Origin of the sequence: Kitasatospora sp. NPDC057500 (genome assembly GCF_042802195.1) — a bacterium.
In the GTDB taxonomy this organism is placed as follows: domain Bacteria; phylum Actinomycetota; class Actinomycetes; order Streptomycetales; family Streptomycetaceae; genus Kitasatospora.
On record NZ_JBHVER010000055.1, the window covers coordinates 25,677 to 41,055 of the forward strand.

A 15,379-nucleotide genomic window follows, 5' to 3' on the forward strand; every position below is an offset into this window, starting at 1 on the left:
TGTGACACCACTGTCCCACCGGGTCCACGCCCGGAACCCTGCCGGCCCCGGGCGTGGTGGAACCTCAGGCGGCGAGGTCGGGGTGGTGGCGGCGGGTGACCTCGGGGTGGGCCCGGGTGTAGCCCTTCCACTCGTTGAAGCCGAAGTCGGCGTGGAGGGGGTTGGCCGGGTCCTGGGTGACGCCGGGGGCGTGGTGGGCGAGGGGGAAGTCCAGGGGTTCGATGTGGGCGTCGAGGCGGGGGTTGTAGAAGAACGGGACGGAGTAGCGCTCGCGGGCGCCGGGCGGGCTGATCACCCGGTGGCTGGTGGCCTTGAGGTAGCCGTCGGTGGCGACCTCCAGGAGTTCGCCGAGGTTGACGACGAAGGCGCCGTCGAGGGGCGGGACGTCCAGGAACGAGCCGTCCGGGCGCTGCACCTGGAGGCCGCCGACGGTGTCCTGGAGGAGCAGGGTGATGAAGCCGTAGTCCTTGTGCGCCCCGACGCCCTGCGCGGCGCCGTCGGGGGCGGTGCCCGGGTAGCGGACCAGCTTGAGCCGCAGGTGCGGGTGGCCGGCGAAGGCGGGGTCGTAGAAGTCGGGGCGGGCGCCGATCGCGGTGAGGAGTTCGTGCAGCAGCGTACGGGCGACCGCGCCGAGGCGGTCGATCCAGGCCAGGGCGGCGTCGCGCAGCTCGGGGAGGGCGGCGGGCCACTGGTTGGGGCCCTCCAACCACCAGTACGGGGGCTCGCCGGGGGCGGGGACGTGCGGGGGCCGCTCGGCGCCGATGTCGAGCTGGTCGCGCCAGTCCCGGCTGCCGCCGGTGCGCTCGTCGCCGGTGCGGGTGTAGCCGCGGTAGTGCGGGGAGTGCAGATTGGCGACGGCGAGGCGGTCGGCCTCGGGGAGGGCGAAGAAGGCCCGCATGGCGCCGGTGAGCGCGGTCGTCTCGGCCGGGGTGACCCCGTGGCCGACGAGCTGGAAGAAGCCGACACCGGTGGCCGCGCTCCGCAGCTCGTCGTGCAGGCGGGTGCGGTCCGCCGGGCTGCCGCCGGCGAGCGAGAGGTCGATCACCGGAAGGGCGTCGGCGGCGTTGGCGTCGGCGGGGCTGGTGGGGCGGTACTGCTGCGACATGGGTGACATCCGCTGGGTCTCGTCCCGGCCGGCTCCGGTGGTGACCGGGAACGCCGGGCACGCGCGCCTGGTGCGGCGGTGTGCCCGGGGCCGGGAGGGGGGGGAGGCGGCCGCTGCGGGCCGCGCTGAGGGTGAGGGGCGCGAGGTTCAGCCGGAGCGTCGACAGGACATGCTGGTCACGCGGAGCAGGTCCACGTGGCGACGGCGAACGAGAAGGGGCACCCCACCAGCCTAGATCACCCGTTCGGATGCGGGAGCGGGCGGCGGCGAGGAGCGGGCGCGGGCGGTGGGTCGCGCTTCCGCTGACCGCCGCCACCGCCCTCGACGCGAGCCCCGGGCAGGTCGGCACGCTCGCCGCCCGGTGGCTCGGCGGGACGCCGCCCGCTGTCCTGCCTGCCACCTCTCCTCCCCCCGCTGCATCCGCCGGTCACTCCCGGAGGCGGTCACCCCGGGCCTTGACCTGAAGTCGACGTGAGGTTTCATCATGGGCGGCATGAACACCAACAGGAACACCACTGGGACCGCCCTGATGGACGCCGGCTCGCTCGAAGGCGAGATCGCCGCCATCGAACAGGTGGTCGCCACCGTCCAGCACGCGCAGGTCAACGAGCTCCCCGAGGAGTTCATCGGCCTGTTCCGGTCGGACGCGATCTGGACCACCGGCCACGGCGTGCTGCTGCGCGGCCGGGAGGAGATCGCCGATTTCACCCGCAAGGTGCTGCCCGGTGCCTTCGCCGGCAGCGGCAGCACGGCCACCTACGAAGTGGTGCACGTGCTCTTCATCCGGCCCGACGTCGCCGCCGTCAAGGTGCGCCAGCGCTACCTCGACGGCGACGGCGGGCAGGTCGGGGAGGAGGGGAGCCCGCTGTACGTCATGGCGAAGGAGGGCGGCCGGTGGCTGCTCACCGCCAACCAGAACACCGTTGTGCTGGGAACCTGACCCCTCTTCAACGCCCCCGCAGGTAGCCGGCGGCGGTCTCGCGGAGCCGGTCGTGCAGGCCGTCGTAGGCCCGGGTGCGGCCCAGCAGGGACTTGGGCAGCTTGGCGGCCATCGTGTAGTTGGTGTCGCACACGTTGGCCGCCGGGGCCAGGCCGGCCTGGCTGACCAGCTGGTAGGCGTCCAGCGTGTCCAGGCCGAGCAGTTCCCCGCTCCAGCACACGAGGTCGTGCTGGCTGATCCGGAAGGCGTCCTCCAGCGGCCGGGCCGAGCCGGTGGAGATCAGGTAGTGGTCGTTCTCCAGCCGGGGCCAGGCCGGTCCGCCGCCCTTGATCAGGTCGACCACCACGGTGGTGCGCATCGCGGTCTCGATCGCCGTCCCGCACACCTCGCCCTCGCCCTGGCGGGCGTGGCCGTCGCCGATGGCGAGCAGCCCGCCGGGCACGTTGACGCCGAAGTAGGCGGTGGTGCCGGCCCGCATCTCGGGGGTGTCGAGGTTGCCGCCGTGGGCGCCGGGGGTGATCGACATCAGGGTCTCGCCGCCGGCCGGGGCGACGCCGACCGTGCCGTGCATCGGGTCCAGCGGGAGCTCGGCGGTGAAGTCGCTGTTGCGGGCCCGGAACCGGCAGACGCCGGCCGCGACGTCCAGTTCGTACACCCAGACCCGCTCCTCCAGCGGCGCGTGCAGCATCGCCGTGCTGTGGGTGGCGGTGAGTGCGCCGAAGTGCGGGAAGGTGCTGGAGACGCCCCAGTCGCGGGCCGGGGTGATCTCCACGAAGTGCACGGCCAGGGTGTCGCCGGGCTCGGCGCCGGCCACCGCGATCGGCCCGGTGACCGGGTTGAGGTAGGGGAACTCGCAGACCGCGCTCGGCAGGTCGGCGAAGCCGCGGACCCGGCCGCCGAAGCAGTCCTCGGTGGTCAGCTCGACCACGGTGCCGGGCTGGACGGTCACCAGCGGGGTGCGTCCGCCGAAGGTGTAGGCGTAGTCGTCGGGCTTGGGGGAGAGGGAGACGACGTCGGGCAGGCTCACGGGTTCTCCTTGCCGGAGGCGGGTGCTGAGGCGGGTACGGAGGCGGGGTCGGAATCGGGGGTCGCGTCGACGGCCACCGCCGCCAGGTTCGGGCGGCGGCCGGTCAGCAGCAGCCCGGTGAGGACCAGTCCGCCGATCGCCAGCCAGACGAAGCCGAGCCGCTGGGCGGCGATGTCGGCGTTGATCACCACGTAGGCGAGGATCGCGAAGCCGATGACCGGGGCGACCAGGTGGCGCCACCAGTCGCGGCTGCGGCGGCGGAACAGGTAGTGCACCACGACGGACACGTGCAGGACGAGGAAGGTGGTCAGTGCGCCGAAGTTGACCAGGGTGGACAGCAGGGTGATGCCGTCCTCGCGCGAGGCGGTGTAGAGGCCGAGGACGAGCGAGATGCCCGCCGTCAGCAGGGTCGCGTTCACCGGGACGCGGTGGCGCGGGTGGACCTTGGCGAGGAACGCGGGAAGCTGACGGTCGCGGGCCATCGCGTACAGCAGGCGCGAGGTGGCCGCCTGGGCGACCAGGGAGTTGGCGAAGCCCCAGGCCACGGCGGTCGCGGCGGCGGTGACGGTGGCGAGCCAGCCGCCGGCGGCGGCGCGCGCGGCGTCGTAGAAGGCGGTGCCGTTCGGGTCGCCGTCCGCGATCAGCGCGTCCGGGTCCGGGACGAGCAGCGAGGCGATCCAGGTCTGCGCGATGAACAGCGAGCCGGCCAGCAGCAGCGCGGCGATCATCGAGCGGCCGATGGCCTTGGTGGAGTCCCGGTTCTCCTCGGAGAGGGTGGAGATGGCGTCGAAGCCGAGGAAGCTCAGCACCGCGATCGACACCGCGCCGAAGGCCAGGCTCCAGGAGAACGTCTGCGAGTTGTAGATCGGCGTGAAGTCGAAGCCGCGGCCCTTGCCGGCGGCCAGCGCCGCCACGCCGAAGGCGATGAACACGGCCAGCACCACGAGTTCGCCGATCAGCATCGCCTTGTTGACCTTCGACGTCATCTCGACGCCGAGGTAGTTGACGGCGGTGTTCAGCAGCACGAAGCCGACCAGCCACAGCCAGACCGGCACGGCCGGCACCAGCGAGTTCATCGCCACGCCGGCGATCAGGTAGAGCAGGCCGGGGACGAGCACGTAGTCCAGCAGGATCATCCAGCCGGACAGGAAGCCGACCGGCGCCGCGATGCCGCGCCCGGCGTAGGTGTAGACCGAGCCGGCCATCGGGAAGGCCCGGGACATCTGCGCGTAGGAGAGGGCGGTGAACATCATCGCCACCATCCCGAGCACGTACGCCAGGGCGACCATGCCGCCGGAGCCCTGGAAGACGCTGCCGAAGATGCCGAAGGGGGCGATCGGCACCATGAAGACCAGGCCGTAGACCAGCAGGTCGGTGAAGCGCAGCGAGCGGCGCAGTTCCTGCTTGTAGCCGTAGCTCTCGATGTCGGCGGGGGAGGAGGGGGGTGCTTCGGGCATGTGGGGGCTCTCTTCCGTGACGACCCGTGGCGGGGCGACCCGAGGTGGTGGGGAGACACTAGAGCCAGTTATTTCCAAATGGAAGGGTTTGGCGGTTCCGTCCGCATGGCGAACACCCGCGGCGGCGCGTCGCCGCCGCCCTACGACAGGACCGTGAATCCGAGCCCCTCCGCCCGCGCCAGGTGCACCCCGTCCCCGGCCGGCCCCAGTGGCGCCCGCGCCCACGCCCGCCGCACCGCGGCGCCGTCCCCGCGCAGCAGCCGCGCCGCCGCCCGCCCCAGCCCGCCGTCCGCGACCAGCTCCCCGCGCGCCGCCAGCGCCGCCAGCAGGTGCAGCCCGTCGTACAGGCCCACCGCGTACGCGTCCAGCACCGGCGCGTACGGCCCGAACACCGCCCGGTGCTGCTCCGCCAGCCGCACCCGCCGCTCCTCCGCGAGGGACGCGAACGACGGCATCGTGGCGTACAGCGTCCCGGTGGCGTCCCCGCCGCACGCGAGCAGGCTGTTCTCCTCCAGTGCGACGGACAGCCGCACCAGCCTGCGGTCCAGGCCGCTGCGGCGCAGCGCCCGGCTGAACCGCACCAGGTCGGCGCCGATCAGGCTCAGCAGCAGCGCGTCCGCCCGCTCCGCGCGCAGCGCGTGCAGCAGCGGTTCCAGCGACCGCTCCGCCGTCCCGAACGGCAGGTGTCGCCGCAGCACCACCCGCGCCCCGACCCGGGCCACCGCCTCCCCGGCCGCCCGGTGCACCGCGTGCGGCCAGATGTAGTCGTTGCCGACCAGCGCCCACCGGCGCAGCCGGTGCCGCTCGGTGAGCCGCTCCACCACCCCCTCCAGCTGCCGCGCCGGGTCCGCCCCGGTGCAGAACACGCCCGGCAGCCGGTCGCCCCCCTCGTGCGGCGGTGTGTAGACGTACGCGGTCCGCCCGGTGGTCACCGTCTCCACGGCCCGGTGCACATCACTGGAGTGGCAGCCGGCCACCGCGTCCACCGCCCCGGCGTCCAGCAGCAGCGCCACCTCCCTGGCCACCGCCGCGGGCGCGCCGCCGCCGTCCACCAGCACCAGCTCCAACGGCAGCCCGCGCACCCCGCCGCCCGCGTTCACCTCGTGCGCGGCCAGCAGCGCGCCGTCCAGCGCCGAGGGCCCGGTCAGGCCGAGCGGCCCGGATTGCGGCACGACCAGGCCCACCCGCAGCGCCGGCGCCTCCCGGGGGAGGTACCGCGCGTCGAGCGGCTCCAGAAGCTTCACATCGGCGCTCATCGCTTGCGAGTATCGTCATGGCCAGCCGATCCGGCCAAACGAGGACGGAACGACCGGCACCGGAGACCGGGGCCGCGGACCGGGACCGCAGACCGGGACCGGCCCTCGGGTCGGCGACCAGGACCAGCGATGGGGAAACGAGACACGGCCATGAGACCACCAGCCACCACCGCCCCCGCCGCCTCCTCTGCCGCCGCCCCGGCCGCCACCGCCGACCAGCCGCTGCTGATCGAGCTGCTCACGCTCGCCCAGCGCCGCCTCGCCCGTGACCTGGCCGCCCGGCTGGAGGCCGAGGGCTGCACCCTCGACCAGTGGCGGGTGATGCGCGCCCTCACCGACGGCACCGGCCGCTCGATGGGCGAGCTCGCCCAGACGCTGCTCATCCCGCAGGCCAGCCTCAGCCGGATCGTCGACGCCCTCACCGGGGCGGGCTGGGTCTACCGCCGCCAGGACGAGCAGGACCGCCGCCGCGTCACCGCGCACCTCTCCCGGCTCGGCCACACCCGCCTGGCCCGTCTCGACGCCCTCGCCGCCGCCCACGACGCCGCCCTGCGCACCGCCTGCGGCAGCCACGACCCCGGCCCGCTCCTGCGCCACCTCACCGCGGCGGGCGTGGCGTAGCGCCGCCGTTCGCCCGGGGACGTCCGCGCGGCGGTCGTTCAGTCCCCGTCGCCGGTGGCCGCGGCGTGCGGGAACGGGCAGCCGCCGGAGGAGGACCCTGAGCCGTCCTTCCGCGCGAAGGTCCCCAGGTCGCTGATCCGATAGCCGTACGGATACCCGGGGTAGCTGCGCATCTGTCGGCCGTCCCGGCCCAGGTGCGGCCTGCGGCGCGGCGGCAGCAGCCGCACGAAGCGCCCGCGCAGCCGCATCCCGGCGCGGACGGCGCGCCGCAGCGCGGCCGGCGGGGCCGGGTAGCCGAAGGCCTCGCGCAGCGGGTCGTCGAGCAGGCAGACCGAGGAGGTCCGCATCGACGGCCGCAGCGGCACCGGGTACCAGGAGGCCATCAGGCCGAGCGTGGCGTCGGAGACCGCCCGGCCGCCCGGGTCGAAGGCGAAGTGCTCGCGCTCGTAGTCGTCGAGCAGCCGCTCGAACTCCTCGTAGGTCTCCGGGATGCCGGTCATCCCCATGTGCCGGCCCAGTTCGCGGTAGTAGTTGACCCCGGCCCGGATCTCGTGCGGGGAGAGGCGGCGCCAGCCGTAGTCGTCGATCCAGCGCTTGGGCGTCACCACGAAGGTGGCGAGCACGTACCGGAAGTCATCGTTGGAGATGTCGTACCGGCGGTGCATCTGGTTCATCCGGCGGATCGCCTCCCGGCCCCGGGAGGAGTCGAAGCCGTGCTCGACCACCGCCTCCAGGATCAGCAGGGTGTCGTCGTAGCGCTTCTGGGGGCGCCCGGTGAACTCGCCGGTCCGCGCGAGCAGCCGGCCGATGCTGGGGACGGCGTAGGTGCGGTAGAGCGCGAAGCCGAGTGACTGGGTGTAGTCCCAGGGGAATTCGTACCAGTTGCTGATCCGGTAGATCTCGGTGAACTCGGTCTCCGGGTCCATGCGCTGAATCCGCTTCAGCCAGTCGTATCGCTGCACGGGCCCCGACCCTAGGCGCGTGTTCGGCGCCGGGTCAACGACGTCGCCCCCCGGGGGTGCGCGGGCGGAGCCGGTGACTTCCCCCCACGGATTTCCGCCGGGATGTCGAGACCGGGCGGTGTGCTCCGACCATCCTGTGAGAGCACGCGCACGACCGAGGAGCGGAACGATGAAGTACATGCTGCTGATGCAGTTCAGCGCGAAGGACCTCGACATCCCGAAGGTCGAGGAGTGGCCGGTCGAGGACGTCCGGATCCATGTGGGGTACATGCGGGACCTGAACGCCGAGCTCGCCGCCACCGGCGAACTCGTCGACGCCCAGGGGCTGGCCATGCCGGAGACCGCCCGGATCGTCCGCGCCGGCGGCGGCGGCGCACCGGTGGTCAGCGACGGCCCGTTCGCGGAGACCAAGGAGTGGGTGGCCGGCTGGTGGATCGTGGACTGCGGCGCCGAGTCGCGCGCGGTCGAGATCGCTGCCAGGGTTTCCGCCGCCCCCGGCCCCGGGGGCAGGCCGCTCGACATGCCGATCGAGGTGCGGAGGGTCATGTCCGAACCGCCCGTCGAGGTCTGAGCACCCGCCCCGCAGCCCGGTCCGGGCCGTCCGCCCAGAGCGATCAGCCGGGTGGGCCCGGCCCGGGCGGGCAGATACTCGGGCATGACCTCCTCCTCCGCCCCAGTCGCCTCCCCCGCCCCGTCCGCCGCCTCCGCCCCGGAACCCGGCTCCGGCCTCCCGGACTTCTCCGGTGAGGTGGCCGCCTACTACGCCGAGTACCGCCGCGGCTATCCGCCGGCCGTGTTCGACGCCCTCGCCCGGACCTTCGGCCTGGACGCCCATGCCGGCATCGGCGACCTCGCGCTCGACCTGGGCTGCGGCACCGGCCAACTCGCCCTCCCGCTCGCCGCCCACGTCCGGACCGTCATCGGCCTGGACCCGGAGCCGGACATGCTCCGCGGGGCCCGGACCGCCGCCGACCGGGCGGGCGTGCGCAACGCCCTGTGGCTGCTCGGCACCGACGCGGACGTCCCCGCCCTCGCGGCCCTGCTGCCCGGCGACCGCCCGCTCGGCGTCACCGTGATCGGCAACGCCCTGCACTGGATGCGGCCCGAAGAGCTGTTCGGCGCCCTGCGCCCGCTCACCCGCCCGGGCGGCGGGGTCGCCGTGATCGCCAACGGAGCGCCGGTCTGGGCCCAGGACAGCGACTGGTCGCAGGCCCTGCGCGGCGCGCTGGAGGAGCACTTCGGCCGCCCGATCACCGCCTCCTGCGGCACCGACGCCGCCGAACGCGAGCGCTACGCCGCCGCGTTGACGGCCGCCGGCTTCACGGACGTGCGGGATACGGTGATCGACTACGAGGACGCCCTGACCCCCGATCAGCTCCTGGGCACCCTCTTCTCCGCCATCCCCGCCACGTCCCTCCCCTCCCCGGCCGAACGCCCGGCCTTCGCCGCCCGCCTGCGCGCCGCGCTCCCCGCCCCGCCCACCGCCGCCGGCTACCCGGAGCCGGTCCGGATCTCCCTCCTCACCGGCCGGGCGTAGGGCCCTCCGCCTTCTCCGGGCTCAGCCGAGTTCATAGGTGAAGGTGTACGGGACGGGCGACTCGCCGGGGTGGTACAGGTAGTCGCCGGTGCCGCGCAGCCCGGTGAGTTCGCCGGTCGCGGTGCCGGGGACCACCTCGAAGGTGCAGCGGACGGTGCCGTCCTCCGCGAAGGTGCCGCGCTCCTCCACGGTGAAGCCGCCGCTGCGGCCGTCCAGCCGACCGGTGATCTGCTGAAGGCCGGTGAAGGTGCCGGTCTTCTCGGTGGCGTAGACGAAGACGTACTCGCAGACGGTCGCCGCCGCCTCGATGCCGCCGGTGAAGGCGTTGACGACGGAGGCCCGGGCCAGCCGGGGACGGGTCTCCGTCGGGCCGATCGCCGTCTCGGTCCAGTCGGCGTAGCCGAAGCCGCCGGTGACGGTGGTGGTAGCGCTCATGGTCGTCCTCTGGTGCTGCTCGGGCCGGCGCACGGCGGGTCTGCCGGGCGCTCGGTGATCACTCTGGCGCCCGTACCTGACACCTTCTGTCAGGTACGGGCGCCAGAATGGGACCATGCGCGCCGACCGGCTCCTCGCCCTGCTGCTCCTGCTCCAGAACCGCGGCCGGATGACCGCCGGCGAGCTCGCCGCCGAGCTGGAGGTGTCGGTCCGCACCGTCTACCGGGACGTCGAGGCGCTGGCCGCGTCCGGCGTCCCGGTGACCGCCGACCGGGGGCCCGAGGGCGGCTACCGGCTGATGGACGGCTACCGCACCCGGCTCACCGGCCTCACCGATGCCGAGGCCGACGCGCTGTTCCTCACCGGCGCCCCCGGACCGGCCCGCGACCTGGGCCTCGGCGCGGTGCTGACCACCGCCCAGCTCAAGCTCCAGGCGGCGCTGCCCGCCGAACTCGCCGACCGCACCCGCCGCGTCCAGGACCGCTTCCACCTGGACGCCCCGGCCTGGTTCCGCGACGCCGACCCGGTCGCCCACCTGGCCCCGGTCGCCCGGGCGGTCTGGGAACAGCGGGTGCTGCGCGTCCACTACCGCCGCTGGCGCGGCGAGGTGAACCGGGAGCTGCACCCGCTGGGCCTCGTCCTCAAGGGCGGCATCTGGTACCTGGTCGCGGGTGCGGCGGACGAGTCGGGTGCGGCGGGTGCCGGTTCCGCGGGGCCGGCCGTCCGCACCTACCGGGTCTCCCGGCTGCTCGCCGTCGAGGTCGCCGAGGAGACCTTCGAACGCCCCGCCGGCTTCGACCTGGCCGCCCACTGGACGGAGACCGCCCGCCGGCTGACCGCCGCCCTCCACCAGCAGACCGCCCGTCTGCGGATCTCCCCGCAGGCCCGCCGGCTGCTCCCGATGCAGTTCGGCGCCGCCGGCACCCGGGCCCTGGACACCGCGGGACCGCCCGACGGCGAGGGATGGGTGGAGGTGGACCTCGCGGTCGAGAGCACGGCGGTGGCCGTCGGCGACCTGCTGCGGCTGGGCCCGGAGGCCGTGGTGCTCGGCCCGCCCGGGCTGCGGGAGGCTGTCGCGGCCGCCGCCACCGCCGTCGCCCGCCGCTACGCCTGAACCGGCGGTTCGGCCCGGGCCTCCTGTGCCTCCCGGGCCTCCCGGGTCTCCTGGACTTCCTGGGCTTCCCGGGCGGCACGTTCGACGCGGGCCCGGTGACCGGCCCACCAGGCCTCGTCGCCGGGCGCCATGTTCTCCCCGCCCCGCCGCTGGCCGGTCGCGCCGTCGACGAGTTCGCGGACGACGTCGGCGTGCCCGGCGTGCCGCTGGGTCTCGGCGGTCATGTGGGCGAGGCTGTGGTGCAGCGTCACCTCGCCGCCCCCGCCCCACGGCAGCCGGCCGACCGCGTCCAGCGGCAGCGCGGCGATCGTCGCGTCGGCGTGCGCGCAGGCCGCGCGGTACAGGCCGACGATCCGCTCCCGGCTCTCCTCCGGGGTCGCCCAGAAGTCGGAGTTCGGCTCGGCGTCCCCGGTGATCCACGGCCGGGGCGCGTCGAACGGCCGCCCGAAGGTCTCCCCGAAATACAGGGCCTCCGCCGCCGTCGCGTGCTTGACCAGCCCCAGCAGATTGGTCCCGGTCGGCGTCAGCGGCCGGCGGACGTCGTACTCGGACAGCCCTTCGAGCTTCCACAGCAGGGCGTCCCGGGCGTCCTGGAGATAGACGAGCAGGTCCTTCTTGAACGCCTCCGGCGTCTCCTCGGTCATGCCGGCCAGTCTGCCGCCGTCGCTCCCGTCCTTCACCGCCTTTTTCCGGCCCGGGGGTTCGGCGCGGTCACGGCCTGTCCACGATCACCGTTCGTCCACGGGCAGCAGGCCGCGCTCGCCGAAGACCTTCTTGGCGACGAAGGTGGCGTTCAGTGCCTTGGGGAAGCCGCAGTAGGCGGCGGAGTGCAGCAGGGCCTCGGTGATCTCGGCGGGCGTGAGGCCGACGTTGAGCGCGGCGTTGAGGTGCACTTCGAGCTGCGGCTCGCAGCCGCCGAGTGCGGTGAGCATGCCCAGGGTGACCAACTGCCGGTCACGCGGCGGCAGCCCGGGCCGGCTGTAGATCTCGCCGAAGCCCCAGGCCACGATCTGGTGGGCGAGTTCGGGGTGGATGTCGGCGAGCGCGTCCACCACCCGCCGCCCGGCCTCGCCGTCGACGGAGGTGAGGACGGCCAGCCCCCGTTCGAATCGCTCCTCCCGCGTGGCGGCGGCGGTGTCACTGTCCCTGTTCGTGCTCATGGGGCTCTCCGTTCCCGGGTCGGGTCGTACGAGGCGCGTCGTGTGATCGAAGCTACGAGTTGGAGTCCACTCGAACGCAAGCATCGCCGCCACGGCCCCGGCCGTCGCCGCTCCACCGGATCTGAGCAGCGGGAATGCCGGTGGTTATCATGCGGACGGGGGAGTCGTACCGGCACGGGGGGAGTCGATCGGTGGACCACGGGGAACGGCGGGACGGGCTGCGGTTCGAGGTGCTCGGGCCGGTGCGCGGCCTGCGGGGCGGGACGGAACTGGCGCTCGGCTCGCCGCAGCAGCAGGGGCTGCTGCTCGCGCTGCTGTTCCGGGCCGGCCGCCAGGTGTCGGGCGCCCAACTGGTCGACGACCTGTGGGGCGAGGAGCCACCGGCCAGCGCCCACGGCGTCATCCGCACCTATGTGCACCGGTTGCGCCGGGTCCTCGGGCCCGAGGTGCTGGCCTCGCTCGGCGGCGGGTACCTGCTCGTCGCCGACCCCGGCGGCCTGGACACCGCACGCTGCGAGGCGCTGCTGGCCCGGGCCCGGACGCTGCGCGCCGAGGGGCGGCACGCCGAGGCGGCGGCCGAGCTGCGGGCGGCGCTGGCGCTCTGGCGCGGCGAGCCGATGTCCGGGGTTCCCGGCCCCTATGTGCAGCGCCGGCGCCGGGAGTGGGAGGAACGCCGGCTCACCGTCCTGGAGTCGTCCCTGGAAGCGGAGGTCGACGGCGGCCGGTGGACGGAGTCGGTCGCCCAACTGACGGCCCTGGCCGAGGAGCACCCGCTGCGCGAGCGCCTCTCGGAACTGCTGATGCTCGCGCTGTACCGCTCCGGACGGCAGGCGGACGCCCTGGAGGTGTACCGGGCGGCGGACCGCCGGCTGCGCACCGAGCTGGGCGTCGCCCCGGGTCCGGGGCTGCGTGACCTGCACGGGCGGATCCTCGCGGCGGACGCGACCCTGGCGGCGCCCGCCGGACCGCCGCCCGTCGTCGCCGCCCTTGCCGCCGCCTCGCCCGTTGCCTCGGCCGCCGTCGGGGCCGAGGCCGGGCCGCCGGCTGCGGCGGATCCGCCGACCCTGCTCAGGCCCGACCAACTTCCCGCCGCCGTCGCCGACTTCACCGGCCGGTCGGCCGAGGTCGAGGCGGTGCGGTCCGCCCTGCGCGAGCCGGGCCGGATGCCCGTGGCGGCGGTCGCGGGCATGGGCGGGGTCGGCAAGACCGCGCTCGCCCTGCACGTCGCGCACGGCCTCGCCGAGGAGTTCCCGGACGGCCGGCTCTACCTCGACCTGCACGGCGCGGACGGCCGCCCCACCCGCCCCGAGGAGGCGCTGGCGGTCTTCCTGCGCTCGTTCGGCGTCCCCGGCAGGGCGATCCCGGCGGGACTCGCCGAACGGGCCTCCCGCTACCGGTCGCTGCTCGCCGGGCGGCGGGTCCTCGTGCTGCTCGACAACGCGCGCGACGCCGAGCAGGTCCGGCCGCTGCTCCCGGGCGGCGCGGGTTGCGCCGTCCTGGTCACCAGCCGGACCCGGATCGGGGCGCTGCCCAATGCCCGCTTCACCGAACTGCCGGTGCTGCCCGCCGAGGAAGCCGTCACCCTGCTGACCCGGGTGGTCGGCGCCGGACGGGTGGCGGCCGAGAGCGAGTCGTCCCGTGAACTCGTGAGGCTCTGCGGGCAGTTGCCGCTCGCGGTGCGGATCCTCGCGGCGCGGCTGGCCTGCCGTCCCGGCTGGAGCGTCGCCCGGCTGGTCGATCAACTGGGCGCCGAACGCTACCGGTTGGACGTGCTGCGCAGCGGGGACCTCGCCGTCGAATCCTCGTTCCGCTTCGGCTTCGACCTGCTGGACGCCGAACAGGCCCGCGCCTTCCGGCTGTTGGCCGTCCCCGAGGTCCCGGACCTGTCGGCGGCGGAGGCGGCGGCCGTCCTGGACCGGCCGGATCCGGCCGCCGAGTCGCTGGCCGAGTCGCTGGTGGACTGCTCGATGCTGGAGGTCGCGGCGAGCCCCGACCGCTACCGCTACCACGATCTGCTGCGGGCCTTCGCCCAGCGGATCGACCGGACCGCCTGCCCGGGCGGCCCGAGCGACGAGGCGGATCGCGACGCCGAACGGGCGGCCGTGCTGGCCCGGTTGGTGGACCACCACCACGCCAGGGTGACGGCCGGGTCCCGGGCCGCCGGGGACTACGTGGCCGTCGGGGCGCTGGTGCGCCAGTGCGCGGAGCTCCCCGGCCGCTCCCCGGGGGCGGCGCCCGGCCTCGACCGGCTCGCCGAACTCCTGCTGGGCGTCTGCCTGTCGGCGGACTCCGGACACGCCACCCGCCCGCTCGGGCACGCCGCCAAAGCCCTGCTGCGCGCCGCCCTTCAGGAGGGCGACCGGACCGCCGAGGCCCGGGCGCGCCTGGTGCTCGGCCGGCTGCTGGCCGAGGTCGGTTCCGCGTCGTCGGCCCTGGCCGAGCTGCTCCGGGCCCGCGACCTGTGCACCGCGCACGGCCTGCCGCAGCCGCTGCTCGCGCTCGCGCACGGGTCGCTCGCCGCCTGCCTCGTCCAACTCGGTCGCCCGGACGAGTCGGTGGCCGGGTACTCGGCCGCCGTCGCGGTGTGGCAGCGGACCGGTGACCGGCGCGCGCTGGCCGCCGAACTGCTGGAACTGGCGGCGGCGTTCGCCCGGCAGGGCCGCTTCGGCGCGGCGGGCCGGGTGGTCGACCAGGCCCTGGTGATCGGCCACGACCTGGCCGACCGCGAACTGGAGGCCCGCGCCCGGGACTCGCTCGGCTCGATCGCCCACGACCTCGGCCGGCACGACCAGGCAGCCGCCCACCGCCGCGCCGCCCTCGCCCTGACCGACCCGGGCGACCACCGGCGCACCGGCCGCCTCCTGCTGCGGCTCGGCGAGTCCCTGCGCGCGGCCGGCCGCGGACCGGAAGCGGCCGAGGCCGCGGAGCGCGCGGTCGAGGCGCTCACCCTGGACGGCGACCACCGCGGGCGCGGCCTGGCCCTCGCCGCCCTCGGCGACGCCCTGCCCGACCCGGCCCGGGCCCGCCCCTACTGGGCCGAGGCACACGCGATCCTCGCCCCGATCGGCGCACCGGAAGCCGACCGCCTCCTCCCCCTCCTCGGCACCCCCCACCCACCCGACCCACCCCGCCGCCCCTGGCCCTCCTGGCTCCCGGCCTGACCCAGCCGAGGAGGGCGGGGCGGTGCCGTTCCCCGGTCCGCTGCCGGCGGTCCTGGCACCGGGCGCGGACGGCCGAGTTGCCCCGGCTTCTGGTCCGACCCCGGCACCCCGGCGGACGCCCGGGCCGCCTCGGCTTGCGTGACTCCCGGTCAACGTGCGGGATCGGCACGGACTGCCGGGCGTCCCCGGGCCGGATCGCCTTCCGGCATGTGTCTGTGGGGGGCTCGGTGTCCTTGTGCAGGCTGGTTCGCCGGGGGTGGGTGCCTGGTGCCGCTGTTCGGTGATGCCCGCACCGGCACCGGCTTGGCTTGCCTTGGCGGACCGCCGCAGCGGGGCCCGCGCTCGCTGGGCCGAGGTGCCCTTCCTTCCGGCTTCGGCGAGCTTGCCGGTGGTGGACCGCCTGGCATCCCTCCTCGGCGATGCCCGCCGGGTCCGTCCTGGCCCTACGGGCTCAGGCCCGGCACTTGCCGGGCCGGGGCGCACTGGGTGTCGTTGTCGGGCGCGCTCGGCGGATCGGACCGGGAACGCCTGGTGCCGCGGCCCGGCGGGGGGCGGCCCCGGGCCGCGGCACCAGGGGCCTGCGCAGGCCGCCGCGACCGTCCAC

Annotated in this window: 14 protein-coding genes; 6 read left to right on the forward strand and 8 right to left on the reverse strand. The window is 75.0% G+C overall.

All coding sequences use genetic code 11. The features are described 5' to 3' along the window. Positions 1–64 precede the first annotated feature (64 nt). On the reverse strand, positions 65–1,105 hold the full coding sequence (locus ACFU74_RS14810) for an isopenicillin N synthase family dioxygenase (protein ID WP_380756400.1): 1,041 nt from the start codon (positions 1,103–1,105) through the stop codon (positions 65–67). Positions 1,106–1,598: 493 nt separating this feature from the next. On the opposite strand from ACFU74_RS14810, the gene ACFU74_RS14815 reads away from it, so the two are divergent. After that, positions 1,599–2,045 carry an SgcJ/EcaC family oxidoreductase gene (locus ACFU74_RS14815; RefSeq protein ID WP_380756402.1) on the forward strand — a complete coding sequence of 149 codons (447 nt, stop codon included), beginning with the start codon at positions 1,599–1,601 and terminating at the stop codon, positions 2,043–2,045. A 7-nt stretch (positions 2,046–2,052) separates the two neighbouring features. Here the strand turns inward: ACFU74_RS14815 and ACFU74_RS14820 are convergent, their stop codons facing one another. From ACFU74_RS14820 to ACFU74_RS14830, 3 genes are all read right to left on the reverse strand, one after another. After that, on the reverse strand, positions 2,053–3,072 hold the full coding sequence (locus tag ACFU74_RS14820) for an acetamidase/formamidase family protein (protein ID WP_380756404.1): 1,020 nt from the start codon (positions 3,070–3,072) through the stop codon (positions 2,053–2,055). Further along, positions 3,069–4,529: an APC family permease gene (locus tag ACFU74_RS14825; protein ID WP_380756406.1), complete on the reverse strand. Its 1,461-nt coding sequence runs from the start codon at positions 4,527–4,529 to the stop codon at positions 3,069–3,071. Before ACFU74_RS14825 ends, ACFU74_RS14820 begins: the two co-directional genes overlap by 4 nt. 140 nt (positions 4,530–4,669) lie before the next feature. Then, positions 4,670–5,785, reverse strand: coding sequence for an ABC transporter substrate-binding protein (locus ACFU74_RS14830; protein WP_380756408.1), 1,116 nt, complete (start codon positions 5,783–5,785; stop codon positions 4,670–4,672). A gap of 150 nt (positions 5,786–5,935) precedes the next feature. Here ACFU74_RS14830 and ACFU74_RS14835 point away from each other — a divergent pair, with 150 nt between their 5' ends. Next, positions 5,936–6,406 carry a MarR family winged helix-turn-helix transcriptional regulator gene (locus ACFU74_RS14835; RefSeq protein WP_380756409.1) on the forward strand — a complete coding sequence of 157 codons (471 nt, stop codon included), beginning with the start codon at positions 5,936–5,938 and terminating at the stop codon, positions 6,404–6,406. A 38-nt stretch (positions 6,407–6,444) separates the two neighbouring features. On the opposite strand, the gene ACFU74_RS14840 is transcribed toward ACFU74_RS14835, so the two are convergent. Beyond that, entirely contained in the window at positions 6,445–7,368 is a 924-nt protein-coding gene (locus ACFU74_RS14840) for an oxygenase MpaB family protein (protein WP_380756411.1), read from the reverse strand. 169 nt (positions 7,369–7,537) lie between these two features. Between ACFU74_RS14840 and ACFU74_RS14845 the strand changes: the two genes are divergently transcribed. Continuing rightward, a complete protein-coding gene (locus tag ACFU74_RS14845) occupies positions 7,538–7,939 on the forward strand; it encodes a YciI family protein (RefSeq protein ID WP_380756413.1) in 402 nt (133 codons plus the stop codon). Positions 7,940–8,023: 84 nt separating this feature from the next. Continuing rightward, the gene (locus ACFU74_RS14850) at positions 8,024–8,905 is read left to right on the forward strand and encodes a class I SAM-dependent methyltransferase (protein WP_380756415.1); all 882 of its coding nucleotides are present in this window, start codon (positions 8,024–8,026) and stop codon (positions 8,903–8,905) included. A gap of 21 nt (positions 8,906–8,926) precedes the next feature. Here the strand turns inward: ACFU74_RS14850 and ACFU74_RS14855 are convergent, their stop codons facing one another. Beyond that, complete coding sequence (locus tag ACFU74_RS14855; protein WP_380756417.1) at positions 8,927–9,340, reverse strand: DUF3224 domain-containing protein; 414 nt, start codon at positions 9,338–9,340, stop codon at positions 8,927–8,929. A gap of 115 nt (positions 9,341–9,455) precedes the next feature. Between ACFU74_RS14855 and ACFU74_RS14860 the strand changes: the two genes are divergently transcribed. Beyond that, entirely contained in the window at positions 9,456–10,454 is a 999-nt protein-coding gene (locus ACFU74_RS14860) for a helix-turn-helix transcriptional regulator (protein ID WP_380756419.1), read from the forward strand. On the opposite strand, the gene ACFU74_RS14865 is transcribed toward ACFU74_RS14860, so the two are convergent. Both ACFU74_RS14865 and ACFU74_RS14870 read right to left on the reverse strand, forming a co-directional pair. Beyond that, positions 10,445–11,098: a DinB family protein gene (locus tag ACFU74_RS14865; protein ID WP_380756421.1), complete on the reverse strand. Its 654-nt coding sequence runs from the start codon at positions 11,096–11,098 to the stop codon at positions 10,445–10,447. The two genes, ACFU74_RS14860 and ACFU74_RS14865, sit on opposite strands and share 10 nt — an antisense overlap. 84 nt (positions 11,099–11,182) lie before the next feature. Next, on the reverse strand, positions 11,183–11,614 hold the full coding sequence (locus tag ACFU74_RS14870; protein WP_380756423.1) for a carboxymuconolactone decarboxylase family protein: 432 nt from the start codon (positions 11,612–11,614) through the stop codon (positions 11,183–11,185). A gap of 191 nt (positions 11,615–11,805) precedes the next feature. On the opposite strand from ACFU74_RS14870, the gene ACFU74_RS14875 reads away from it, so the two are divergent. Further along, positions 11,806–14,775, forward strand: a complete 2,970-nt coding sequence (locus ACFU74_RS14875; RefSeq protein ID WP_380756426.1) for a BTAD domain-containing putative transcriptional regulator — start codon at positions 11,806–11,808, stop codon at positions 14,773–14,775. Positions 14,776–15,379 lie beyond the last annotated feature (604 nt).